The 24,310-nt window shown below is 46.4% G+C and carries 17 protein-coding genes; 12 read left to right on the top strand and 5 right to left on the bottom strand.

The window, feature by feature from the left end:
* Positions 1-82: 82 nt before the first annotated feature.
* From CLV98_RS19450 to CLV98_RS19440, 3 genes are read left to right on the top strand one after another with little or no spacing between them, the layout of a single operon-like run.
* The gene (locus tag CLV98_RS19450; RefSeq protein WP_229203468.1) at positions 83-1,378 is read left to right on the top strand and encodes a M16 family metallopeptidase; all 1,296 of its coding nucleotides are present in this window, start codon (positions 83-85) and stop codon (positions 1,376-1,378) included.
* Positions 1,379-1,413: 35 nt separating this feature from the next.
* Positions 1,414-2,790 carry a M16 family metallopeptidase gene (locus tag CLV98_RS19445; protein WP_109677100.1) on the top strand — a complete coding sequence of 459 codons (1,377 nt, stop codon included), beginning with the start codon at positions 1,414-1,416 and terminating at the stop codon, positions 2,788-2,790.
* A gap of 12 nt (positions 2,791-2,802) precedes the next feature.
* A complete protein-coding gene (locus tag CLV98_RS19440) occupies positions 2,803-3,660 on the top strand; it encodes a sugar phosphate isomerase/epimerase family protein (RefSeq protein WP_109677098.1) in 858 nt (285 codons plus the stop codon).
* Positions 3,661-4,323: 663 nt separating this feature from the next.
* Here CLV98_RS19440 and leuS read toward each other — a convergent pair.
* Positions 4,324-7,131 carry a leucine--tRNA ligase gene (gene leuS / locus CLV98_RS19435; RefSeq protein ID WP_109677096.1) on the bottom strand — a complete coding sequence of 936 codons (2,808 nt, stop codon included), beginning with the start codon at positions 7,129-7,131 and terminating at the stop codon, positions 4,324-4,326.
* A 277-nt stretch (positions 7,132-7,408) separates the two neighbouring features.
* Here leuS and CLV98_RS19430 point away from each other — a divergent pair, with 277 nt between their 5' ends.
* Complete coding sequence (locus CLV98_RS19430) at positions 7,409-8,080, top strand: porin family protein (RefSeq protein WP_109677094.1); 672 nt, start codon at positions 7,409-7,411, stop codon at positions 8,078-8,080.
* Between the two features lie 180 nt (positions 8,081-8,260).
* Complete coding sequence (locus CLV98_RS19425; RefSeq protein ID WP_109677092.1) at positions 8,261-9,751, top strand: helix-turn-helix domain-containing protein; 1,491 nt, start codon at positions 8,261-8,263, stop codon at positions 9,749-9,751.
* Positions 9,752-9,776: 25 nt separating this feature from the next.
* On the opposite strand, the gene CLV98_RS19420 is transcribed toward CLV98_RS19425, so the two are convergent.
* Positions 9,777-10,946 (bottom strand): acyl-CoA dehydrogenase family protein, encoded by a 1,170-nt coding sequence (locus tag CLV98_RS19420; protein ID WP_109677090.1) that lies wholly within the window; start codon positions 10,944-10,946, stop codon positions 9,777-9,779.
* A gap of 191 nt (positions 10,947-11,137) precedes the next feature.
* On the opposite strand from CLV98_RS19420, the gene CLV98_RS19415 reads away from it, so the two are divergent.
* The 5 genes from CLV98_RS19415 to CLV98_RS19395 all read left to right on the top strand — a co-directional run bounded on the left by CLV98_RS19415 (position 11,138) and on the right by CLV98_RS19395 (position 19,697).
* On the top strand, positions 11,138-12,709 hold the full coding sequence (locus CLV98_RS19415; RefSeq protein WP_109677088.1) for an NAD(P)/FAD-dependent oxidoreductase: 1,572 nt from the start codon (positions 11,138-11,140) through the stop codon (positions 12,707-12,709).
* A gap of 68 nt (positions 12,710-12,777) precedes the next feature.
* Positions 12,778-13,410, top strand: coding sequence for an NUDIX hydrolase (locus CLV98_RS19410; protein WP_109677086.1), 633 nt, complete (start codon positions 12,778-12,780; stop codon positions 13,408-13,410).
* A gap of 181 nt (positions 13,411-13,591) precedes the next feature.
* Positions 13,592-16,351 (top strand): DNA gyrase/topoisomerase IV subunit A, encoded by a 2,760-nt coding sequence (locus CLV98_RS19405; protein WP_109677084.1) that lies wholly within the window; start codon positions 13,592-13,594, stop codon positions 16,349-16,351.
* A gap of 140 nt (positions 16,352-16,491) precedes the next feature.
* Positions 16,492-17,160, top strand: coding sequence for a SanA/YdcF family protein (locus tag CLV98_RS19400; protein WP_374755201.1), 669 nt, complete (start codon positions 16,492-16,494; stop codon positions 17,158-17,160).
* A 23-nt stretch (positions 17,161-17,183) separates the two neighbouring features.
* Positions 17,184-19,697, top strand: coding sequence for a DUF5686 and carboxypeptidase-like regulatory domain-containing protein (locus CLV98_RS19395; RefSeq protein WP_109677082.1), 2,514 nt, complete (start codon positions 17,184-17,186; stop codon positions 19,695-19,697).
* A gap of 25 nt (positions 19,698-19,722) precedes the next feature.
* Here the strand turns inward: CLV98_RS19395 and CLV98_RS19390 are convergent, their stop codons facing one another.
* Together CLV98_RS19390 and CLV98_RS19385 are read right to left on the bottom strand one after the other, a co-directional pair.
* Entirely contained in the window at positions 19,723-20,682 is a 960-nt protein-coding gene (locus CLV98_RS19390; RefSeq protein WP_229203466.1) for an ABC transporter ATP-binding protein, read from the bottom strand.
* 20 nt (positions 20,683-20,702) lie between these two features.
* Positions 20,703-21,272 carry a nitroreductase family protein gene (locus CLV98_RS19385; protein WP_109677078.1) on the bottom strand — a complete coding sequence of 190 codons (570 nt, stop codon included), beginning with the start codon at positions 21,270-21,272 and terminating at the stop codon, positions 20,703-20,705.
* A 235-nt stretch (positions 21,273-21,507) separates the two neighbouring features.
* Between CLV98_RS19385 and CLV98_RS19380 the strand changes: the two genes are divergently transcribed.
* Positions 21,508-21,828, top strand: coding sequence for a heavy metal-binding domain-containing protein (locus CLV98_RS19380; RefSeq protein ID WP_109677076.1), 321 nt, complete (start codon positions 21,508-21,510; stop codon positions 21,826-21,828).
* An 8-nt stretch (positions 21,829-21,836) separates the two neighbouring features.
* On the opposite strand, the gene CLV98_RS19375 is transcribed toward CLV98_RS19380, so the two are convergent.
* A complete protein-coding gene (locus CLV98_RS19375; RefSeq protein WP_109677074.1) occupies positions 21,837-22,793 on the bottom strand; it encodes a methylenetetrahydrofolate reductase in 957 nt (318 codons plus the stop codon).
* Between the two features lie 779 nt (positions 22,794-23,572).
* Here CLV98_RS19375 and CLV98_RS19370 point away from each other — a divergent pair.
* The gene (locus tag CLV98_RS19370; protein WP_109677071.1) at positions 23,573-24,289 is read left to right on the top strand and encodes a YebC/PmpR family DNA-binding transcriptional regulator; all 717 of its coding nucleotides are present in this window, start codon (positions 23,573-23,575) and stop codon (positions 24,287-24,289) included.
* Positions 24,290-24,310 lie beyond the last annotated feature (21 nt).

The raw sequence follows: 24,310 nt of genomic DNA, 5'->3' as shown, positions 1-24,310 counted from the left end.
TTCCATGTCTAGCTTTTAAAATAATAGGTTCAAGATCAAATAATTAGTAGTCACCATGTCACTTAAATACTTTGCCACCCTGATGGCCCTTCTGTATTTCCCGATCCTAGGATTTGGACAAACTACCCCAGACGACATCCATACGTTTCAGCTAAAAAATGGAATGAAGTTTATCGTTTTGGAAGATCATTCCATTCCTACTGCCAACATGTACCTTTTTTGGAAAGTCGGTTCCCGCAATGAGGTCCATGGAATAACGGGGCTCTCGCACTTTTTCGAACATATGATGTTCAATGGTTCCAAACATTACGGACCCAAGCAATTTGACCGGGTAATGGAAGCCAATGGCGGCTCCAATAATGCCTATACCACCGAGAATGTGACCGTCTATACCGACTGGTTTCAAAAGGATGCCTTAGACACGATCTTTAAGCTAGAGGCCGATCGTATCCAGTTTCTGAGTATCGACTCTGGCATGGTACAGAGTGAAAGAGGGGTTGTACTCTCCGAACGAAGTACCGGGCTTGAAAACAGCAATTACAGAACCCTAGGCGAGCTGGTTCAGTCGGTTGCCTATAAAGAGCATCCCTATATGTTCCCTGTCATCGGCTTTGAATCGGACATCAAAAGCTGGACTCAGTCCGACTTGGAACAATATTTCAAGACCTACTACTCTCCCAATAACGTTACGGTAGTCGTAGTCGGGGACATCACCATAGGCCAGGTAAAACGGCTAGCAGACCAGCATATGGCGCCTATCCCACAAAGAGGACTACCGCCTGTGATAAGGACCATTGAACCCCCTCAAAATGGAACCCGGCGGGTACAAACTTACAAGGATATTTCAAGCCCGAACGTACTGATGGCCTACCATGTACCAGCCTCTAGCCACGAAGATTATTATACCCTGGAACTGTTGAGCAGCGTACTTACCAATGGCAACTCCTCACGGCTTAAGAAAAGCCTAGTTCTCGACAGCCCCATTGCCTCGCAGGTATATAGCTTCACCGAGGAGAGTTTCGACCCTGGATTGTTTCGTATTTACGCCATTGCCGCTAAAGATGTCGATGCGGCTCAGCTAGAAACCGCTATAGAAAAGCAAATAGAAGGAATCATAGAGAATGGGGTGGAAGAAAAAGAGCTACAGAAAGTAAAAAACCAAAAACTCATGGAGCTGTACCGATCCCTGGAGACGATCAATGGCAAGGCCAATAGTCTGGGCACTTATGAACTCTTTTTCGGGGATTTTCGAAAGATGTTCGATGCGCCTAATCGATTCAATGAAGTAAGCTCTGCCGATATACAGCGGGTAGCACGGCAATATCTAAATCAAAAAAACAAGACGACTGGCTACCTCTTACCTCAACAAGCCGAATAAAACTCCCCAATGTCGAATCATTTAGTAAGCTATATATGAAAAAGATACTTCCCCTGATTTTTACCCTTGTGGCCATTGGTGCCCAGGCGCAACATAACTTTAAGCTGCCGGCTTATGAAACAGTAAAGTTAAAAAACGGTCTTACGCTGTTTTTAATGGAACAACATGAAGTCCCCCTTATACAGGTCCACCTGACTTTCGACGCCGGCGCCATCCAGGATGGTGAAATACCCGGGCTCTCTAGCCTTACGGCCCAAAGCCTGATGCTCGGAACAGCGAAGTACACAAAGAGCGAAATAGACCAAAACGTAGACTTTGTGGGTGCCTCCATGCAAACCTTTGCCGATCATGACCAGGCGGGTATCCGGGCCTCCTTTGCTAGTAAAGACCAGGACCAATTATTGGCGCTATTTAAAGAAGTGGTTACGCGGCCCACCTTTAACGAAGAAGAGTTTCTAAAAAACAAGGAAAGAAAACTTTTGGAACTGGTACAGGCCAAGGAAAGTCCGCGGTCGGTGATTGGCAATTACTTTAATGCCCAACTATTCCCTGACTTCCCATATGGATCCCCTGTAGACGGTACCCCTGAATCTTTAGCACCCATAACTACGGCCCAGATTCGGAAGTTTTACGAAACCTATTATACTACCGATCATGCGGCACTGGCTATCGTGGGCGATTTTGACAGCAAAAAGATGAAGACTAAATTGACCAGTCTCTTTGGCGACTGGAAGACGCAGCCCTCAAGGATGATCAAACGCAAATCTCCGAGCCATTCATGGAGCGGAAACCGCGTCCTCTTGGTCAACAAGGAGGATGCACGAGAAACGACTTTCCTAATCGGCGGCAAAGGAATCGCCTATAATTCTCCCGACTACGTACCCATTATGGTGGTAAATACCATCCTGGGAGGGCGGTTTACCTCCTGGCTCAACGACGCCCTGCGGGTAAACTCAGGCCTCACCTATGGTGCAAGGAGCAGCTTTTCGAGATATAAATACGGAGGTAGCTTCGGTATTTTTACATTTACCAAAACAGCTACTACCGTACCGGCCATAGACATGGCCCTTCAAGTGCTCGATAGCCTCCATACCACGGGACTCAATGAGGAGATTTTGGCATCGGCCAAGGCCTACGTAAAGGGTGACTTCCCCCCTAACTACGAGTCTGCAGGGAGCTTGGCACAGCTCTTGACGGCCATGTATCGCTTTGGATTTGATGAGACTTTTATCAACGGCTTCCAGCAAAAAGTAGAACAACTGGACCTAAAAGAAACCAAGCGGATCATCAAGGAGTACTTCCCTAAGGACCAGCTGCAGTTTGTGCTGATTGGCAAATCGTCGGAAATAAGGGAACAAGTCCGAAAGTATGGCCCCATTACTGAAAGAGAGATTAAAGAAGACAACTACTAATCCATAAAACACATGAAAGTACGATCAATAACCATCCTTCTGCTGATTATCCCTGCACTTTTTTGCGCTGTTTGGGCACAAAAAGAACCTGTATACACCCATCCTCTCGGCGTACAGGCCTATACTTTCAGAGGAAGCTGGGCCCAGGGTATTCCAGCCACGCTCGACACCATCGCCAGCCTGGGAATTACCGAAATGGAAGGTGGTCCGCTGCCCGGAATTAGCACCGCAGAACTCAGAGCAGAACTCGACAAACGAGGGATAACGATGCCCTCTATTGGGGCTGGCTATAACAACCTTGTCGCCGACCCTGAACCCACCATCAGGGACGCTAAAATACTAGGCGCCAAATATGTGATGGTGGCCTGGATCCCCCACGACAAATCGGGCTTCGACTTAAAAACCGCTCAAAAGGCGGTAAAAGATTTCAATAAGGCAGGTAAAATACTCGCCGACCATGGGCTGACCCTATGCTACCATAACCACGGTTATGAATTCGTTCCTTATGGCCAGGGTACCTTGTTCGACTATATTGCAGAAAATACAGACCCCCGTTATGTCTCCTTCGAAATGGACTTGCTCTGGACGCAATTCCCAGGCCAGGATCCTGTGGCATTATTAAAAAAATACGGAAACCGCTGGAAATTAATGCATTTAAAAGATTTGAAAAAAGGAGTTGTCGGCGACTTATCTGGAGGCACCCCCACCACCAATGACGTGGCGCTGGGCAAAGGACAAATCGACATTAAGGCCGTACTACAAACGGCCAAAAAAATTGGCATCCAGCACTATTTTATAGAGGATGAAAGCCCCTCCTATCTTAAACAAATCCCCGAAACGATCGACTATATCACAGGACTAAGGGAATAATAAAAAAGAACACTGACCATCAAAAGGGACTCAACTCAATGAGTCCTTTTTTTTATACCCCACTAAACGATTTTTAAATTTTTCATTTTTATTATTAAAAAATTACCACCTCTAACCACCTAAAATACAGACAACTATAGAATTTGTATTTAAAAACATAAGAATTATTTCTCTAAAAAGGTGACCAATGCCCAAGGATGGAGTCTTAAGAATACATATAAGCACACTATCTTTTTAAGGTTCATCAACAATAAAGAATACATTTCATCAACAAACTAAGAATTCAATACACGCATTATTACACTTCATCAACAACCTAAAGAATACGATACACACATTATTACACTTCATCAACAACTAAAAAGAGAGGTTTCAAAGTACTGACACCATTATTTAAGAAACACACTATGCACTACCGTCCGGCACCTGTCGGGCGGTTCTTTTGTTTTGCAAGGCTCCAAACATAAAAAAAGGGTAAGTAAGAGTTCTCCGCTCTCCTTACCCCTTTTTGTGAGGCCTACTAGCCCCTATCACGAAGCTAATTGTATCAACATTTTCACTATCGCGACTCATCTACTAGCCAAGGCCCCGAAATTCTTTGTAGAAAAGAGGCTGACTGCCGAAACCGATGCGAACCAATCGTAATAATCGCAATTGGAAATATTAGATCACCACGTTTACAATTCGCTTGGGAACCACAATGACCTTTTTGGCAGGTTTCCCTTCCATCCATTTGAGTACCGTTTCGTTGGCTAGCACTTCGGCCTGAATATCGGCTACCGATGTATCAAGAGCGAAAGGCATGGTCGCTCTCACTTTACCGTTGATCTGAACTGGATACTCGAATACGGCGTCGACCACATATTTTTGCTCCCACACTGGGTATGGGGCCGAAGAAACGGTACCTGCCTCATGGCCTAAAACGGTCCACAACTCTTCGGCTATATGCGGTGCATAGGCCGAAATGAGTATGACCAGTTGCTCAAGTATGCCCTTGTTATGGGACTTAAGACCACCTAGATCGTTCACACAAACCATAAAGGCGCTTACCGCTGTATTGAAGGAGAAGTTCTCGATATCCCCCTCCACTTTTTTGATAGTCTTATGTAGGACTTTTAACTCTGCCTCGGTGGCAGGCTTATCTTCCACAACATACTGTCCATTATCGTTATAGAACAATCGCCATAGCTTTTTGATAAATCGATAAGTCCCGTCAATACCGTTGGTGTTCCAAGGCTTAGCCTGTTCGAGAGGCCCTAGGAACATTTCGTAAAGGCGCAGGGTATCGGCACCATAGCGAGCAATTATATCATCGGGATTGACAACATTAAACTTAGACTTAGACATTTTCTCCACCTCGGTTCCACAGATATATTTTCCGTCTTCCAAAATAAACTCTGCCTTTTCTGCAAACAAATCGGGGCGAGAAGCCTTAAACTTATCTACATTCAGCACGTCATTTTCAACGATATTTACATCTACATGCAGGGCGGTCACTTCGTATTGGCTTTTAAGGCCCGCACTTACAAAAATCGGATGGGTAAGGTCGGCATTCTTAACCCGGTACACGAAGTTGCTCCTCCCCTGGATCATTCCCTGGTTAATCAGTTTTTTGAAAGGTTCCTCTTCCGATACATAGCCCCTATCTTTCAGGAATTTGTTCCAAAACCGGCTATACAACAAATGCCCCGTAGCGTGTTCGGTACCTCCAATATACAAATCGACTGCTTTCCAATAGTCAATGGCTTCTTTAGAGGCAAAGGCTTCATCATTCTGAGGGTCCATATAGCGGTACCAATACCAGCTGCTACCCGCCCAGCCAGGCATGGTGCTTAGCTCGTAAGGATGTCCCGACTCATGGCCCCAGCCTTCGGCCCGGCCCAGAGGTGGCTCGCCCGTTTCGGTGGGCAGGTATTTATCAATGGCCGGCAAGTTGAGCGGAAGCTCGGCATCGTCTATCAGATATGGTAGGGCTTGTCCTTGGCTATCGGTTTTGTAATACACCGGCACGGGTTCTCCCCAATACCGTTGACGACCAAATACGGCGTCTCTGATCCGGTAGTTAATTTTGCCTTTACCAATACCCTGATCTTCTATATAGGCAATGAGCTTTTCATTGGCTTCAGCAAAGGTAAGTCCATCGATAATTCCGGAATTGATATACTGGCCTTCTTTGGTACTATCTGCCTCCTTTTCAATGTTTTTTTGAGCATCCAGAATGGGGACGATAGGCAAGTCGAAATGCTTGGCAAAGTTCCAATCTCGCTGGTCGCCAGAAGGTACGGCCATCACCGCCCCTGTCCCGTAGCCTGCTAACACGTAGTCGGCTATATAAACAGGCACTCTTTCTTGACTAAGCGGATTGAGGACATATGCCCCCGTAAAGGCTCCTGATACCGTTTTCACGTCCGACATTCTGTCTCTTTCGGAGCGCTTCTTAGTCATTTCTATATAGGCCCCTATTTCTTCTTTTTGGGAGTCTGTCGTTATCTGCTCCACGAGCTCATGCTCGGGGGCTATTACCATAAACGACACCCCATAGATGGTATCGACCCGGGTGGTAAACACTTCGATATGCTGATCTAAGCCCTCCAGCTGAAACTTCACCAAGGCTCCTACCGACCGCCCTATCCAGTTGCGCTGCTGTTCTTTGAGCGAATCGGACCAGTCGACCGTATCGAGGCCGTCGAGTAAGCGCTGGGCATACGACGAGATTCGCATCATCCACTGGCGCATCAATTTCTGCACGACAGGGAACCCGCCTCTTTCGGAAACTCCATCCTTCACCTCATCATTGGAAAGTACCGACCCTAAGCCTGGGCACCAGTTGACCGTAGCATCGGCCACATAGGTAAGCCTATATTTGAGGGTCATGCGATAGCGGTCCTCGTCACTCCAGCTATTCCATTGGCTGGCCGTAAAAATGGGGGTATCCTCATCGCATACTGCCTTTACCTCTATATTGCCATTTTTTTCAAACTCAGCGATCAAGCTATCGATGCCCTCCGCCTTGTCGGAGGCTATATTGTACCAGCTATCGAAAAGGCATTTAAAGATCCATTGGGTCCAACGGTAGTAGGATGGCTCCGAAGTACGTACCTCCCTACTCCAGTCATAGCTAAAGCCCAAGTTTTTTAATTGGTCTATATATCTGGCTATATTGTCTCTGGTGGTAACGGCTGGGTGTTGGCCCGTCTGAATAGCATATTGCTCAGCAGGCAGCCCGAAGCTATCAAATCCCATAGGATGTAAGACATTAAAGCCCTTCTGCCGCTTGTACCGGGAGTATATGTCCGAGGCGATATAGCCCAGTGGATGCCCCACGTGTAGCCCGGCTCCCGAAGGATAGGGAAACATGTCTAACACATAGTATTTGGGCAAATCGGACTCGTTATTAACCTTAAATACCTGATTTTGGTCCCAAAACTGTTGCCATTTTTTCTCTATCTCTTTGTGGTTATACTCACTCATGATGCAGATACTACTTTTTATTTTGATGATTTCTATGTCCATATTCCCCAATCGGGAACAGCTCAAGGGAGCTATCGAGATACCCAATTAGTAAATTTCCCGCAAAAATAAGGTTTTTTAATGGCACTTATCGAGTTCCCCGTACATTCCCTGATAATATGTACTTTGAAGCGGCATTTTCGACCCCATCGAGACGTTCCATACAATACAGGCACATTTTTTGTGTTATATAATCCAAAGTTTAAAATCATTACCCCAACACAACTATCTATTAGCCATGAAAAAATTATTGCTCGCTATTCTAGCCATTTCGTTTAGTCTTAGTGCCTCCGCCCAATACGATCCTGCATTTCGTTTTGGCGTTAAGGCAGGGGCTAACCTGTCCAATATCAATGGTAGCAACGACCTGTCATTGGACAATAACGGAAATGCTTTTAACTTCAAAGACAACGACAACCGATCTTTGGGCTTCGTGGGCGGGGTCTTCTTCCGATTTGGGAAACAATTCTATGTACAACCTGAACTTTTACTTTCTCAAAAAGGAGGAGAGTTTAACGTATACCAGGACGGCCTTACCAACGAGGAAGGAAAAGTAGATGTGCGCTTTTCCAATTTGGATGTCCCTATCCTGTTGGGGGTACGCATCGGGAAGATCTTCCGCATCAATGTGGGCCCTATGGCGTCTTTGAGACTCTCTTCCAATGGAAAACTTAACGATTCCTTCGACGACTTTACCGGTGACGACAGCGATGCCGAATTTAAAAACAACCTCGCATATGGCTATCAGGCCGGCGTTGGGTTCGATTTCGGCCGACTGAGCTTAGACGTCCGGTATGAAGGTAACTTTACCGAAATCGCCAAGGTTAATTTCAACAACAGCGACACAGAGGCCAAATTTGGCCGGAAGGGCAACCTATTCCAAGCTACTTTAGGTTTTGCCATATTCTAAACGACAAGGCCTTATTTTGAAAAAGGAGTCACCGTTCTGGTGACTCCTTTTCTTATTTTTAATACAATTGAACCCCCAATTTCCTACTTTTGTATCGTGGTAAGCCTATTTTTTTGCCCAAATGGGAAGTTCCAGCCCCCCTCATCACCATCATATATCAACTAATAGAACACACGGACCGTGGCCATCAATACAGATAATATAAAACTCGTTTTTGGATTAAAGCTCAAACAACTCAGACTAGACAAGGGTCTTTCCTTAAACGAGTTATCGAAAAAATCTGGATTGTCTCTCTCCTATATCAATGAAATAGAGAAAGGTAAAAAATATCCCAAGTCTGACAAAATATTGGCCCTAGCCAGCGCCATAGACGTGGAATACGACAACCTGGTGTCCATGAAACTCAATAAGAGATTGGAGCCCATCTCCGAACTATTGGACTCTAATGTACTGACGGAGCTCCCCCTGGAGCTCTTTGGGATCGACCCTGCTAGCCTGTTACAGATCTTGTCGGATGCCCCCACCAAGATCAGCGCTTTTATAGGGACGTTGATAGAGGTTGCCCGAAATTATAATATGTCTATTGAGAAATTCCATTTCTCTGCGCTAAGGACTTATCAGGAAATGCACGACAACTACTTCGAGGACATCGAAGAGGCTGCCGAGAGTTTCTTAAGCCAATACGCCTTTGCTAGCTCTGACCAAGTAGAAGAGTCCTGTTTGAGCAAAATATTGGTGGAGCAACATCAATATGAGATGGAGCAAATTAACGAGAAATCTAATCCCGAGTTTGCCAGTGTGAGGTCCTTAACTATTCCCGGCCCGAAGTCCACACGTCTCCTCATTAACGATCAGCTGAGTAGCATACAACGTACTTTTATTTTGGCCAGAGAGATTGGATATCTGCATCTCAACCTTAAAAACCGCCTATATACTACGGCATTGGTCGAGGATGAAAACTTCGAACAACTGCTCAACAACTTCAAGGCCTCCTACTTCGCTAGTGCCATCATCATTCAACGTAAGCTATTGGTCCCTCGGCTAGCCAATTTTTTTGGACAGCCCGACTGGCAGCCTGAGGCATTATTGGCGATGATTCAGGACTTCCACACCACCCCTGAGTCGTTTTGTTATCGGTTGAGCAATGTTTTGCCCAAATACTTTGGTCTAAAACAGATATTTTTTGCCCGATTCAATAATTTCCCTGGCCATAACCGCTTCGATATGACCAAGGAGCTACATATTACAAAAAAACACTATCCACATACCGTTCGAGACGAGCACTATTGCCGCCGTTGGGTAGCTTTGAATATATTGAACGACCTAGCGGAGATAGACGCTACAGAAGCCCCCTCGGTCGTTCTTTGCCAGGCACAAAAATCGACCTACCTCGACACCAACGACGCCTATTTGGTGATCAGCCTGGCCCAGGCCACAGGGGGAAAAGCCAACCAAAATGCCAGCGTATCTATGGGAATCTATCTGGATGACCACGCCAAAGACACCCTCCATTTCTTAGCCGATCGTGCCTTACCGAGTCGGATCGTCAATCAGACCTGTGAACGCTGTGCTCTGTTCGAATGCAGGGAACGGGTAGCAGCCCCCATCATTTTACAAAAAAGGCATAAAAATGAAGAACTTCGGAAAGCCTTGAAAAGGGTTTTGAAATAGCGGCTATTATAACTCCTCATAGCCCTTACTGAAAAGCTGGAATACCGGTTATTTCAGCTCCCAATATCAACAAATGAATGTCGTGGGTCCCTTCGTAGGTAATCACCGACTCTAGGTTCATCATATGGCGCATAATGGGGTAAGCACCCGAAATTCCCATGGCGCCAAGCATCTGTCGGGCCTCCCGGGCGACCTGCAGGGCCATCGCCACATTATTTCTTTTGGCCAAAGAGATCTGGGCCGAGCTCGCCTTGCCCTCATTCATCAGCGTGCCCAGCCGCCAGGCCAGCAGCTGCGCCTTGGTGATAGCGGTGAGCATCTCTGCCAACTTTTTCTGAGTCAACTGAAAGGCTGCCAATGGTTTATTAAACTGAATGCGTTCGAGACTATACTGACGGGCCACTTCGAAACAATCGGACGCCACCCCTATGGCTCCCCAGGCGATTCCATATCGGGCCTTGTCTAAGCATTGGAGGGCTGCTTGCAAACCCACCCCTTCTGGCAACACGTTATCGTCGGGGATAAAGACCCTATCGAAAACCAATTCACCCGTGCTACTGGTTCGCAGCGACCATTTATGATGAATTTCTGGTGCCGTAAAGCCCTCCATTCCCCGCTCTACCAATACCCCTTGCACCCTACCCTGGTCTGTACGGGCCCATACCACCGCCACGTCGGCTAGGGGGGCGTTGGAAATCCACAGTTTACTTCCTTGGAGCAAATAACCATTTTCTACTCTTTTTAAGGTACTTTGCATACCGCCAGGATTGGAGCCATGATCGGGCTCGGTAAGGCCAAAACAGCCAATATATTCGCCTGAGGCCAATTTGGGTAAAAACTTACGGCGTTGGGACTCGGATCCATAGGCATATATAGGCCACATAACCAAGGAGCTCTGCACCGACACCGTCGAGCGCATCCCCGAGTCGCCCCGCTCTACTTCCTGGCACATGAGTCCATAGCTAATATAGTCCAGCCCTCCTCCCCCGTAGGACTCCGGAATGGTAGGCCCAAAGAGCCCCTGGGCACCAAACTTAGGGATTAGCCCCACCGGAAACTCGGCCTTTTGGGCACAATCTTCCATGATTGGCTTTATTTCCTTTTCGGTAAAGGCCCTAACCGAGCGGGCCACCAGCTGTTGTTCTTCGGTCAACAAATCCATTATTTCGTAAAAATCGGTATCCTGAATGGCCATAATCTCTTTTTTTACTTGATGAAAAATTTAAGTTAAGAAATCCCCGTCATATCTAGACACTTATCTCTAGCTTTTGTGGGGGTCTTAGGCTTGCGCCCGATCAGAGCACTTTTTTGAGTGGGGCACTATAGCGGTTGACCCCAAAGATTGCTTATCTTTGTGCCCTATTAAAGGATAAATCCCTTTCCCAGATGATCACAGAACTGCAGCTTTCACTGCCCCCCGAAATAGCACTTGATGAGCAAGCCCTACGAAAATTTGTATTCAAAAAATTAGGCCTGTCACCATCTGCCGACGTCGTGCTCCGTAAGTCAAAACAATCGATCGACGCCCGTAGTCCACGGGTTAAAGTAAATGTGCTGGTAACGGCCTATATCGACGAAGTCCCCCCGGCATTGGCACAGCTTCATGGGGGTTATAGGGATGTCACCAACCGCCCTCAAGCACTGATCGTTGGCTGCGGCCCGGCTGGCATGTTCGCCGCATTGCGACTCATAGAACTGGGCATAAAACCCCTACTGTTCGAAAGAGGCAAGGACGTCAGGGCACGACGCCGCGACTTAGCCGACATCAATAAAAAGCAAATCGTCAATACCGAATCCAACTACTGTTTCGGCGAAGGTGGCGCAGGAACCTATTCCGACGGAAAGCTTTATACCCGTTCTAACAAACGGGGAGACATACGCAGGATTTTGGAGATACTGGTAGGACATGGAGCGAGTGAACAGATCCTCGTAGAAAGTCACCCACATATCGGCACCAACAAACTCCCCCAGGTGGTAGCTAATATGCGCGAAAGCATTTTGAAAGCGGGAGGTGAGATCCATTTTAACTGCAAAGTAGTCGACCTGCTCATCGAGCGTCAGGCGATCAAAGGACTCAGAACTGAAGATGGTGCCGAGTATGAGGGGCTCGGTGTTATATTGGCCACTGGCCACTCAGCTAGGGATATCTATGAGTTATTGCACCGCAAAGGCATACTGTTAGAAGAAAAGTCCTTTGCCATGGGGGTGCGCATAGAACACCCCCAGCAGGTCATCGATCAGATCCAATACCATTGCAACGGCGACAGAGGTCCTTACCTACCGGCGGCCTCCTATAGCCTAGTAGCGCAAACCCGCTTCGAAGGGGTGCAACGGGGTGTTTTTTCATTTTGTATGTGCCCAGGAGGCTTTATTGTACCTTCCGCCACGGCCTCGGGCGAGGTGGTGGTCAATGGAATGTCCCCTTCTCGACGCGACTCCGCCTACGCCAATTCGGGATTGGTAGTGGCCATTACCCCTGAGGACCTCAAACCTTACGCTGCAGATGGGGTGCTGGCGGGCTTGTCCTTTCAAAAAGAACTAGAACGCACGGCTTGTCGGCTAGGAGGCTATTCACAAGTGGCCCCAGCTCAACGTGTGGTCGATTTTATCCAAAACAAAACCTCGGCAAGTCTTAATGACACCTCCTATCAGCCTGGCTTGCAATCTGTTAATTTATTGGAATCCCTACCGGCCAATATTGCACAACCGCTTAGAGAAGGATTACAGCAATTCGGCAAAAAAATGCGGGGATATGTCACCAATCAGGCCCAGCTAATAGGGGTAGAAAGCCGTACCTCGTCCCCCTTACGCATTCCTAGGGACCGACAGACCTGTGAACACCCACAGATTAGGGGACTATTTCCTTGCGGCGAAGGAGCGGGCTACGCAGGAGGTATTATGTCGGCGGCCATGGATGGGGAGCGCTGTGCAGAGAGGCTCTCGGAAGCCAAATTTTGAAATTCACTGAAATTTGGTTATCATTGAAATAATAGCAATTAACAGCATAAATTTTTGAATTGGCCTCCATGGCAAATACAACTTTTGAACTTTTTACCACACAATTTTCTGAACGACTAAAGTCTCCTTTACCTGGCGAGATGGCCCATAGGAGCATGCAGGCCAATACACGGAATCGGATGCATTTCAAACCGAACGATCGGACCCGCAACAGTGCCGTTTTGATTGTGTTTTATCCGCACGAAGGCGACATATATTTTCCTGTCATACTTCGCCCCTCCTACGACGGGGTACATTCGGGGCAAGTCGCATTCCCTGGCGGCAGCAAAGAGCCTACCGATCCCGACTTGGTGCATACAGCCCTCAGAGAGGCACAGGAGGAGATCGGGCTTCCACTGGAAGACGTCCAGATACTCGGCCGATTGACCGAAGTATTTATCCCTCCCAGCAACTTTCTGGTGTTACCGGTAGTGGCCTATGTTTCATATAGACCCCGCTTTTTGCCAGATCCCAGGGAAGTTGCTGATATCTACGAAATAAAATTTTCTGAAATTTCGCAACAAAGTATCATAGGCAGTAGTAAAATGATGGTACGAGGCGAGGCGGTTACGGCCCCCCATTATGCCCTGCATGGACAAAAAATATGGGGAGCTACGGCCATGATGATCAGCGAGCTGCTGTCCGTTTACCAAACACCTTAAATGGCACCTATAACCGTAATGATTGGTTAATTTGCTATATTAGCAAGCTTGAAATAGTAAAACTAGTCCACCGATTGTATATCATGGGAAGTCATAAGCTTCCATATCCGATGAACTTCTTTGGCGCTAGGCTTTAGATTAAATAGTCCCAAACCTTTAAATATAGTTTCCTCCGAAGTATATGGATGAAAACGACGCAACAGATCAAATAGAAGACAGCGAATTACACGACAAATTACCTATCTCGGGTTTATATGAAAGTTGGTTCCTAGAATACGCCTCCTATGTAATCCTTGAACGGGCGGTACCCGCCATAGGCGACGGGCTAAAACCCGTGCAGAGGCGCATTATGCATGCCCTGAATGAAATGGACGATGGGCGGTTCAACAAAGTAGCCAATGTGGTCGGTTCATCCATGCAGTATCACCCGCATGGGGATGCCTCCATTTACGATGCTATCGTTAACTTAGGTCAAAAAGAACTGCTCTTTGACACCCAGGGAAACTGGGGCGATATCCGTACGGGCGACGGCGCAGCGGCAGCCAGATATATCGAGGTGAGGTTGTCGAAGTTTGCCAAGGAAATTGTATTCAATAACGACACCACCGAATGGCAGCTATCCTACGATGGCCGTAAGAAGGAGCCCGTTACGCTACCCGTAAAATTCCCCCTATTGCTCACCCAGGGTGTAGAAGGGATAGCAGTAGGCCTTTCCACGAAAATAATGCCGCATAATTTTTGTGAGCTCATAGAAGGGTCAATCGCCATACTACAGAAAAAACCTTTCGAGATCTACCCCGATTTCCTGACGGGTGGCCAGATCGACGTGTCTAACTATAACGACGGCATACGGGGTGGTAAAATAAGGGTAAGGGCCCGGATCGAAGAGGAGGACAAGAAAATGCTCATCATTAGAGACATTCCTTTTGGCACCACCACGAGCTCCATCATCGACTCCATCGTGAAAGCCAATGACGGTGGAAAGATCAAAATCAAAAAGGTGGTAGACAATACTGCTGCCGATGTGGAAGTACAGGTACACCTAGCGCCGGGCGTCTCCCCCGACATCACCATGGATGCCCTGTATGCATTTACAGAGTGTGAGGTGTCGATATCTCCCAATGCCTGTGTCATCATCGAAGACAAGCCCCATTTTATTGGAGTGAGTCAGATTCTAGAACATAATACCCAGCAGACCGTAGAGCTGCTCCGCCAAGAGCTAGAAATTAAGAAGGCGGCGCTCTTAGAGAAAATCCTGTATGGCTCCCTAGAAAAAATATTTATAGAGAACCGCATATACCGAGATATTGAGGAATGTGAAACTTTTGAAGCGGTAATACGCACCATAGACCTCGGACTAGAGCCTTATAAACCTGACTTTTACAGGACGATTACCGACGAGGACATCGTCCAACTGACTGAAATTCGAATTAAAAGAATTTCAAAGTATGACGGCTATAAGGCGGATGAATTGATGAAAAAATGGGCAGAAGAATTGGCCCAAACCGAAGACAACTTAGCCAATATCGTCCGATTTGCGATCGATTATTATAAAGATCTGCTAAAGAAATATGGGAAAGGCCGGGAGAGAAAGACTGAAATAGTCGCTTTTAACCAGATATCGGCCAATATAGTGGCGGCCAACAACCAAAAACTATACGTCAACAGGGCCGAAGGTTTTATAGGCTATGGACTCAAGAAAGATGAATATGTAATGGACTGTTCGGACATCGACGACATCATCGTGTTTAGAGCCGATGGCAAATGCCTGGTCACCAAAGTTCAGGATAAGGTCTTTGTAGGCAAAAACATTATACACTGTGCGGTATTCGTTAAAAATGACGAACGGAAGGTCTATAACCTGACCTATATGGAGGGAAAATCGGGAATCAGCTATATCAAACGGTTCCAGGTGACCGCCGTAACCCGCGACCGGGAGTATGACTTGGTACAAGGGCACCCCAAGTCGAAAATCACCTATTTTACGGCCAACGATAACGGAGAGGCGGAAATTATTACCGTTAACCTCACCGCTCAGAGTAAAGCAAAAGTCAAACAGTTTGACTTTAATTTCGCCGATTTATTAATAAAAAACCGGAGTGCAATGGGAAATATCCTGACCAAATATCCGGTACGAAAAATAATGCTCAAGCAGGCTGGAAGGTCTACCTTGGGGGGCGTGGATATATGGTACAACCCTACCCTCGGCAGGCTAAATCGGGATGAACGTGGCGAATACCTCGGCAACTTCGGCCCCGACGACAGCGTATTGGTATTGTATAAGGATGGGACCTACGAACTTACAAACTTCGACATTACCAACCATTATGTTCCTGCCGAAGTGGTGCTACTCAGGAAGTTTGACCCAAAAATGCCCATTACGGCTATTTATTACGATGGAGGCAGCAAGCAACATTTTATCAAGCGGTTCAATATCGAAACCTCATCGATGGACAAGAAATTCATGTTTATCAGTGATGCCAAAAACTCCAAACTGCTGCTGGCCAGTACCGATGTCCGTCCACGCTTCGAAGTGGTGCCTACCAAGTCGGCCGCAGGCGAAGCTAACCCGGAGTACCTGGTAGAAGAGCTTATAGAGATAAGAGGCTGGCGGGCCATCGGGAATAAACTAGGCCTGGAGAAGTTTAAGGAACTCCATTGGCTGGAGCCATTGGCCGTAGAAAACGAAGAAGTAGCCGAGTCGACAGCTACGGAGGAGCAACAGGGGGCCTCAAATGAAAAAGAAGCTAATGCAGAGGGGAGCGATGCCCCCGAGGCGCCCGAGCGTGACATCACCCAGGAACCAGAGAACCTAGAGCAATCCTCGCAGAAACAGGAAGCTCCGAAAACAGAAGAACCAAAAAAGAAAGCTAAAAAAGACCCAAAAAACAAAAAGGATGATGACTCCTCGAAAAGCCAACTCGGCCTCTTTGAGGAATAAATAGCCCCTGGGCGCACAAGTGCCCAGGTCACTTTAAAAGAAATCCATAAAACGAATAGGCTCGCCCACCCCACCCGATCGAATGGACGAGCCTATTTCGTATTTTATCAATTATTAACCTGGAAAATCAGGAGTTTATCGTGAAAAAGATTGTCCTATTGACCACTTTTCTTTTTTTTGGCAGTGTGGTATTCATCCTGCTCTGCAACTTTTGGGTGGTTCATAAAACCAGAGATCAGAGTTTTTTTTCGATTGAAAACCTACCTTCCAACGACTATGCCTTGGTGTTGGGAACGAGTAAATTCACTGAAAATGGAAAGGATAATTTATTTTTCAAATTTCGAATGGAGGCTACCGCCAGGCTATTCAACGAAGGAAAAATCAAGTACATCATTTTGAGCGGCAATAACGATTCGGAATACTATAACGAACCCCTGGATATGAAGACGGCCCTGCTCAACTTAGGCATCCCAGAAAACGTTATGATTTTGGATTATTCGGGGTATCGCACTTTCGATTCGGTAATGCGTTGCCGGGAGGTATTCCACCAAGAAAGCTTTACGGTGATCTCCCAAAACTTCCATAACGCTCGGGCCCTTTACATTGCCCAAGAAGAAGGAATGAATGCCATTGCCTTTGCTGCACAGGATGTTCCGGGCGGATACTCCTGGAGGACGCTGTTACGCGAATATTTTGCAAGACCCAAAGCCGTCTTGGACGTTCATTTGCTAAACCCTACTCCCGATTTGACCACCAATATTGAGATAAAAAGGAAAAAGGGAACTAGCACGAGTGAAAATGCATTTTAACCATATTGCCATGAAGCTATAAAATGAAAAAAATATTATTATTACTATTTGTTGTTGAGCTCGTATCATCGATAAAAATACACGCGCAGACTAATCACACTATAAAAGGCCGCATCATTGATGCTACCACCGGCGACCCGGTTCCTTTCGCCAACGTGGGCATCAAGGCTTCTATATCGGGAGCTATCACCGATTTTGATGGCTTCTACACCATCAGTTTTACCCCCCCAGCCGACTCCCTTACGGTGAGTTATGTTGGCTACGCCACCAAGTCCAAGGCCATTATGGCTGGTGTAGCGGAGCAAACCATCGATTTCCAGATTACGCCTGGCGCCCTGCAGCTACGTGAGGTGAAGATATTTGCGGGAGAAAACCCAGCCTTTGCCATTCTCCGTAAAATCGTCCTCAACAAGAAACGTAATAATATCGAAAACGTAAATGCCTATCAATATACGAGCTACAACAAAATTCAGATCGATATAGACAACCTTTCCGAAAAGTTTAGAAATCGGAAGGCAGTCAAGAAGATGACCCATATCATGGATCAGTACGACGAAGTAAAAGGAGAAGATGGGGAAACCATCATTCCTATTTTTATTTCGGAGTCGGTTTCCGATGTTTTTAGCAGAAACAACCCCAAAAAGAAAAAAGAAATTATCAATAAGACCAAAGTTTCGGGTGTAGGCCTCACCGACGGGAGTTTCGTTTCGCAGGTGGTAGGGTCTAGTTTTCAGCAGTATAATTTTTATGAAAACTGGTTAAACATTCTAGAAAAAGACTTTGTTTCCCCTATCTCAGATAGCTGGAAGCTGTATTATGACTACTACTTAGCCGACAGCGTCAACAATGGCGACAGCCACGATTACCTCATAGAGTTTGAACCCCGCCAAAAGCAAGATTTGGCATTCAGAGGGTCCTTTTGGGTAGACGGCGTCAGCTTTGCTCTGACTCAAATGGACGCCACCGTTAGCAGAGATGCCAACCTAAACTTTATAGAAAAGATCAAGATTCAGCAGTCTTACGAGCAGCTCGACGAGCAGGATGCTTGGGTACCTTCCAAAACCCGGGTGCTCATTGATGTGGAGGAGCCAACGGTGCAGGCTGCGGGTATGCTCCTGAAGTTTTATTCGGCCAATTCCGATTATGTGGTAGGAGAACCCAAACCAAATGGTTTCTACGACACCGCCATCGAACTCAAGGAAGATTATATGGATCACGACTCGACCTACTGGCAAAAAAGCCGCCCCGAGTCGCTTACTCTTCCAGAAAAGCTGAGTTTCCAGCTCATCGATTCCCTGAAGGTGCTCCCTGTGGTGAAGACCTATACCGAAATCCTGAATATCTTTGTGAATGGCTACAAGAAAATAGACAAGTGGAATATCGACATTGGTCCTTACCTTTTCCTATACGCCAATAACACCATAGAGGGTAATCGCTTCCGGCTAGGCTTCCGTACCGATCCGGGCTTTAGCCGTAAGTGGATCTTGCATGGCTATGGGGCAATAGGAACCAAAGACAAACAATTCAAATATGGGGCCGGGGTCGATTATATCTTCTCACGCAAACCCTGGACCATCGGGGGCTTTTCCTACTCCAAAGACCTGGAACGGCTCGGCCTAGCCACCGAGACTATCGGCTCCAACACTCTTTTTGGCGCTTTTTCTCGCTTTGGCAACCTACGCCGAGCCTATTGGCAGGAGGATTATTCGATGTATCTGAAGCGGGAACTGGTAAAAGGCCTCAGCGGAAGCATTCAGTTGCGGCATAGGAATTTCAAACCCTTGTTCCCATTCGTATATCGTACCCAGCCCTCCCTAGGTGAGGACTCCCCGCTACAGAGTAATTATGACGTTACGGAGCTGAATATGGAGACTCGCTTTGCGCGCAACGAAACCTTCCTTCAGAACGATAATGAACGCATCAGCATGGGGAACGGCAATAGTCCGATTTTCACATTACGCTATACCTTAGGGATTAAAAATCTGATCAGTAGCGACTTTCACTATCATAAGTTCTCTTTCAATGCCAAACAAAGTTTCCGTTTAGGGGCCCTAGGCCGAACCGAATACAACCTTACCCTGGGAATGATCCCCTCCACCATTCCTTACACGCTGCTATACACCCCCTTGGGCAATGAGTCGTTGTTCTATGTTGAAAATGCTTTTAACCTGATGAACTACTTCGAATTCATCAGCGACAAATACGCTACGCTTTCGGTGGAGCATAATTTTCAGGGATTTATTCTGAATAGAATTCCGGCGATAAAAAAACTCAAATGGCGTTTGTTAGCCACAGGGAAGGTATTTTACGGAAATGTGAGTACGGCCAATAAAAATATTATCCCCACCCAAGACTTAGACGGTAACTTGATGCCCACCTTTAACTACCTGGGCAACACTCCTTACGTAGAACTAGGCTATGGGGTCGACAATATTTTTAAGGTGGGTAGGGTCGATTTCGTTCACCGCCTCACCTATCTTAAAAATACCGACGTCAGCCCCTTTGCGGTAAAAATATCATTCTGGTTCAACCTTTAATAGGACTAGCTAGGGTCGCTTAGGTCTAGTGAACGTGAATAATATCTTCGTCTTGATACGTAAGCTGGATAGCATCTCCTACCGATAGGCTATTGCCGGAATGGTAAAAGGTAACCGACCCTTGGTCGTTTTGACAGCGGACCATCCAAAAAGGTCCATTAAACCGTAGGGACATAATCTTTCCCTGCCAACGCACGGCATCGCCGGACTGGGCCACTGAAAGTCGCTCCGGACGGATGATATATTTGGGCTCCCCTGCCCCGCCACCCAGCCAGTTTACGGCTCCGGTCAGTCCGGCCACATAACCATTATAGGGCGACTGATATACGACAGTGGGGCGGTCTATTTGTACAATCTTCCCTGCCTGTAGTATCGCAATCCGATCGGACCAGGCCAGGGCGTCCGACGACTCATGGGTTACGAATACACAAGTGGTCTGGGTATTCGCTCTCAGTGCCTCTATGGCGCTAGACAGCACCTGCTTATTATGGTTGTCTAGATGCGCAAAGGGCTCATCGAGCAGTAACACCTCCGGCTCTTCGGCGAGCGCTCTGGCAATGGCCGTCCGTTGTTTTTCACCTCCCGACAGCCATTTCGTTTTTTTATCCCTCACGCTCTCCAAGCCTGCCAACACAATCAGTTCCTCTACCCGCTGTTTTCGATAGTCGGGATCATAAAACCGAAGGGCGTACCCAATATTTTCTGTGACTGTTTGATTTGGAAAAAGGGCATAATCCTGATGGATCAGCTTGATGTCCGGATGGCCAGGGATTAGCTCCCGAGCCACTGGAGTGAGGAGCTCGTCTCGATAACGAACCTCCCCCCTATCGGCATCGATGAGCCTCGCTATAATACGCAGCAAGGTACTTTTGCCGGAACCACTCTCTCCTAAAATCCCCAACCATTCCCCTTCATAGAGATCCAGATGAATATCGGTAAGTACCGGTCCCGAATCGTAGGACATGTATAAGTCCTGCAGACTCATGATCGTTTTAGACTCCACCATTATATAAGCCAGGTAGTTTTATCCTCTATCGGCGTACGCTTAGCCTCCAGATCCCCGGCATTCGAATACCCCATATAAAACAAGCCCAGGCATTTATGATCCATGGGGATATTCAAAAATGCCCCTATTTCATCCAGAAATCCTGGCGAACTCCAGTACGCCCCTATTCCGTAAGCGGTGGCGGTAAGCCACATATTTTGTACCGCACAGGCTACTGCAGCCACCTCTTCCCATTCTGGCACTTGGTCGGGGTGGGGTTGCATATGAATGGCAATCACACAGTTGGCCTTCAGGACCTTCTCGCCGGCAGCCTCATACCGGGCCTGCGAAAATGCTTCTGGAGCGGTATTATTCTTATAACGTTCCCTTAAGAATTCGGCCAAACGCACCAAGCCCTCTCCTTTCATGACGGTAAACCGCCATGGCTCGGTACGCCGATGGGTGGGGGCATAATTTGCATTTTCTAAAATTGCTTTAATGGTGTCAATCGTAATATCTTGATCGGTATAGCTTGGCGGGAATATACTCCTTCTACTTTTAATATTCTCGGTGATGGTTTCGATATGCATGTAACTAAAAAGGGTTAATTAACCATAAAGATAAAAATGTAAAGATAACTATTCTCACCCAAGGATAAGTCAGAATCCCTGCCTTATGAGAACCAAAGACTGCGTAATCGACCTTTCGCAAGGTTCCTCTGCCCCATGAAGGGCTTTAAATACCGTTAAGCATAATTTAATTACGTCCGAAAGTAAAATAAAAGTAATTTACGACCCTATTAGAACAAATAACCTTACCATATCAATGCTTGTTACAACGACACCCAATATAGAGGGCCAAAAGATTATTCAGTATATAGGCTTAGTCAATGGTGAAGCCATTATCGGAGCCAATTTCGTAAAAGATATACTAGCGGGAATTCGCGACGTAGTCGGAGGGCGCTCTGGTGCTTACGAACAGAGCCTAAGAGAGGCAAAGAGTATTGCCATCAGAGAGATGATGGACCAAGCTTCCAGGCTTGGCGCCAATGCCGTGGTAGGTGTGGACCTCGACTTTCAGACCATTGGAAGCAACGGTTCCATGCTCATGGTAAGTGCTAATGGAACCGCTGTTATTTCCAAATAAGCTATCAATTAAAACATTTCCCTAGCTATTTGAGCGACGTTGTCGGACTTGCCCATGGTATAGAAGTGCAAGACCGGCACGCCGTAGGCCACCAATTCTTTGCACTGCTGCACGCCCCATTCCACGCCAATCTGCCGCACATCTTTGTCGGAATGAGCGCCAAGAACCGCCTTGGAAAGGTCCTCAGGCATTTCTAAATGGAATATTTTAGGTAGGATTTCCAATTGACGGCGCGTAGAGAGGGGCTTAAGACCAGGAATAATAGGTATGGTGATTCCTTCGGCCCGGCATTTATCTACAAAATCGAAGTATTTTTTGTTATCAAAAAACATCTGGGTCACGATATATTCTGCACCCAGTTCAATTTTTTTCTTTAAATACGAAAAATCCGATTCGAAGCTTACGGCATCCATATGCTTCTCTGGATAGCCGGCAATACCGATACAAAAATCGGTAGGATGGCTTTGTGTTTCTTCATTTAGCAGGCTACCTTGGTTCATATTAACCACCTGTTGCAAAAGTTCAGAGGCATAATGGTGCCCGCCTTCCTTGGCCATAAAGACGCCCGCCGACTTCTCAGCATCGCCTCTTAGTACCAACACATTGTCTATACCCAAATAAAACAAGTCGATAAGGACATCTTCAGTCTCTTCTTTGGTGAATCCCCCACATATTACATGCGGCACGGCGTCTACCTTAAAGCGCTCCATGAGCCGGGCACAGATCCCCACCGTCCCCGGCCGTTTCCGAATGGGTACGCGTATCAGCTGCCCATTAGAACCAGGCCGATCGATGAGTTCTTCGCGGTGATAGGTAACATCTACGAAGGGAGGTTTGAATTCCATAAGAGGCTCTATGGAACGAAATAATTCCTCTATATTCTGACCCTTTAAAGGGGGGATGATTTCGATAGAGAATAGTGTGCGGCCAGAAGCCTGGCGAATATAATCCGTTACTTTTGTCATGTATTCGAAATGGAAAAGCGATTTAATACACCACAAATCAAAGGCTTTTCGGTTACCATTCCAATATTAAAAATAAAAAAATGGCCTACCGCATAACAGTAGGCCATTCCACGTAAACCCTCCTCTATCAGTGTTCGTCAAAATCGAGGTGTTCCATCCACAAAAAGCGGACTTAAGTACCTCCATTTGCTTGACTGAATACTAATAACTAAAATTCCATGCCAAAGTAGTCAACATCTTTGGAGAAAGCAAACAATTAGGACAAAATTGAAGCATCTTTTTGTAGACAGATTGTAAAAGTCCTTCTATTTACTGTAATAGATATTCCGATGTCAAAACTATTCTTACAAGTTTATTATCGCATTATAGAACTAAAGGGACATACAAATAGTCTTAATCTATTCGTTAGATGGACTTTTCGATAAAAAATATGTGTTCGATACCACTATAGACATATTCTAGAAGATAATAGGTAACGAAGAAAATCTAAAATTAATTCAAGGACGATTCAAAAATGTAAAAATTACTGGCCACACTGTGGGGAAACGCTACATATTGTATATTTTTAGGGATAAACACCCCAATCCCCTAGCCCCAGCCTAACGGGTGGCTAGAAATGGTCCTAGACAATAAGATTCCATCTTTTCCATAAAAAATACGTGAATTGCCATGTCTTTTATAAATTTGCAACAAAATAAGCATAACCATACTTTGCTATCCATGGCATTAGGAATAAGGGCCTGGATGGCGAATTAACATAAGTACCTTATACAATATCCATGGGAAGAGCATATGAATATAGAAAAGCGCGGATGTTTAAGCGCTGGGACAAAATGGCCAAAACATTTACCCGAATCGGCAAAGACATTGTTTTAGCCGTAAAAAATGGCACACCTGATCCCGCTACCAACTCCAGGCTACGCGCCTTGTTGCAAAATGCCAAAGCCGTAAACATGCCCAAAGACACCATAGAACGGGCCATAAAAAGGGCTAGCTCTAAGGATCAAGAAGATTATAAAGAAATGGTATACGAGGGCTACGGGCCCCATGGTATCGCTATTTTGGTGGAGAGTACTACCGATAATCCTACGCGTACCGTTGCTAACGTGCGAAGCTATTTTAACAAGCTGGGGGGAAGCCTAGGCACGACCGGAATGCTCGATTTTATTTTTGAAAGAAAATGTCTTTTTAAGGTCACCAACGACGGTAAGCACGATGTTGAGGAGCTAGAGTTAGAGCTTATTGACTATGGTGCCGATGAGGTTTTCTTGGACGAAGAGAACAACCAGATTAACATCTATGGGGAGTTCACCTCTTTTGGCACGATTCAAACCTATTTGGAAGAAAACAATTTTGAGATTATTGAGTCCGACTTTGAGCGGATCCCCAACGACACCAAGTCCTTGAACGAGGAAGAAATGGCTGAAATCGAAAAATTAATTGAAAAAATAGAAGAAGACGACGACGTTCAGAGGGTATACCATAACATGGCATAAAAAACGAGAGGCTGTCTTTGA

It is taken from the genome of Dyadobacter jejuensis (assembly GCF_003149085.1).
GTDB classification, from domain to species: Bacteria; Bacteroidota; Bacteroidia; order Cytophagales; family Spirosomataceae; genus Dyadobacter; species Dyadobacter jejuensis.
This window is presented reverse-complemented; position numbering and strand designations above follow the sequence as displayed.

Coding starts and splice junctions, on each gene's coding strand:
- CLV98_RS19450 (WP_229203468.1), top strand. CDS start 83: ATGGCCCTTCTGTATTTCCCGATCCTAGGATTTGGACAAACTACCCCA.
- CLV98_RS19445 (WP_109677100.1), top strand. CDS start 1,414: ATGAAAAAGATACTTCCCCTGATTTTTACCCTTGTGGCCATTGGTGCC.
- CLV98_RS19440 (WP_109677098.1), top strand. CDS start 2,803: ATGAAAGTACGATCAATAACCATCCTTCTGCTGATTATCCCTGCACTT.
- leuS (WP_109677096.1), bottom strand. CDS start 7,131: ATGAGTGAGTATAACCACAAAGAGATAGAGAAAAAATGGCAACAGTTT.
- CLV98_RS19430 (WP_109677094.1), top strand. CDS start 7,409: ATGAAAAAATTATTGCTCGCTATTCTAGCCATTTCGTTTAGTCTTAGT.
- CLV98_RS19420 (WP_109677090.1), bottom strand. CDS start 10,946: ATGGCCATTCAGGATACCGATTTTTACGAAATAATGGATTTGTTGACC.
- CLV98_RS19415 (WP_109677088.1), top strand. CDS start 11,138: ATGATCACAGAACTGCAGCTTTCACTGCCCCCCGAAATAGCACTTGAT.
- CLV98_RS19410 (WP_109677086.1), top strand. CDS start 12,778: ATGGCAAATACAACTTTTGAACTTTTTACCACACAATTTTCTGAACGA.
- CLV98_RS19405 (WP_109677084.1), top strand. CDS start 13,592: ATGGATGAAAACGACGCAACAGATCAAATAGAAGACAGCGAATTACAC.
- CLV98_RS19395 (WP_109677082.1), top strand. CDS start 17,184: ATGAAAAAAATATTATTATTACTATTTGTTGTTGAGCTCGTATCATCG.
- CLV98_RS19390 (WP_229203466.1), bottom strand. CDS start 20,682: ATGAGTCTGCAGGACTTATACATGTCCTACGATTCGGGACCGGTACTT.
- CLV98_RS19385 (WP_109677078.1), bottom strand. CDS start 21,272: ATGCATATCGAAACCATCACCGAGAATATTAAAAGTAGAAGGAGTATA.
- CLV98_RS19380 (WP_109677076.1), top strand. CDS start 21,508: ATGCTTGTTACAACGACACCCAATATAGAGGGCCAAAAGATTATTCAG.
- CLV98_RS19375 (WP_109677074.1), bottom strand. CDS start 22,793: ATGACAAAAGTAACGGATTATATTCGCCAGGCTTCTGGCCGCACACTA.
- CLV98_RS19370 (WP_109677071.1), top strand. CDS start 23,573: ATGGGAAGAGCATATGAATATAGAAAAGCGCGGATGTTTAAGCGCTGG.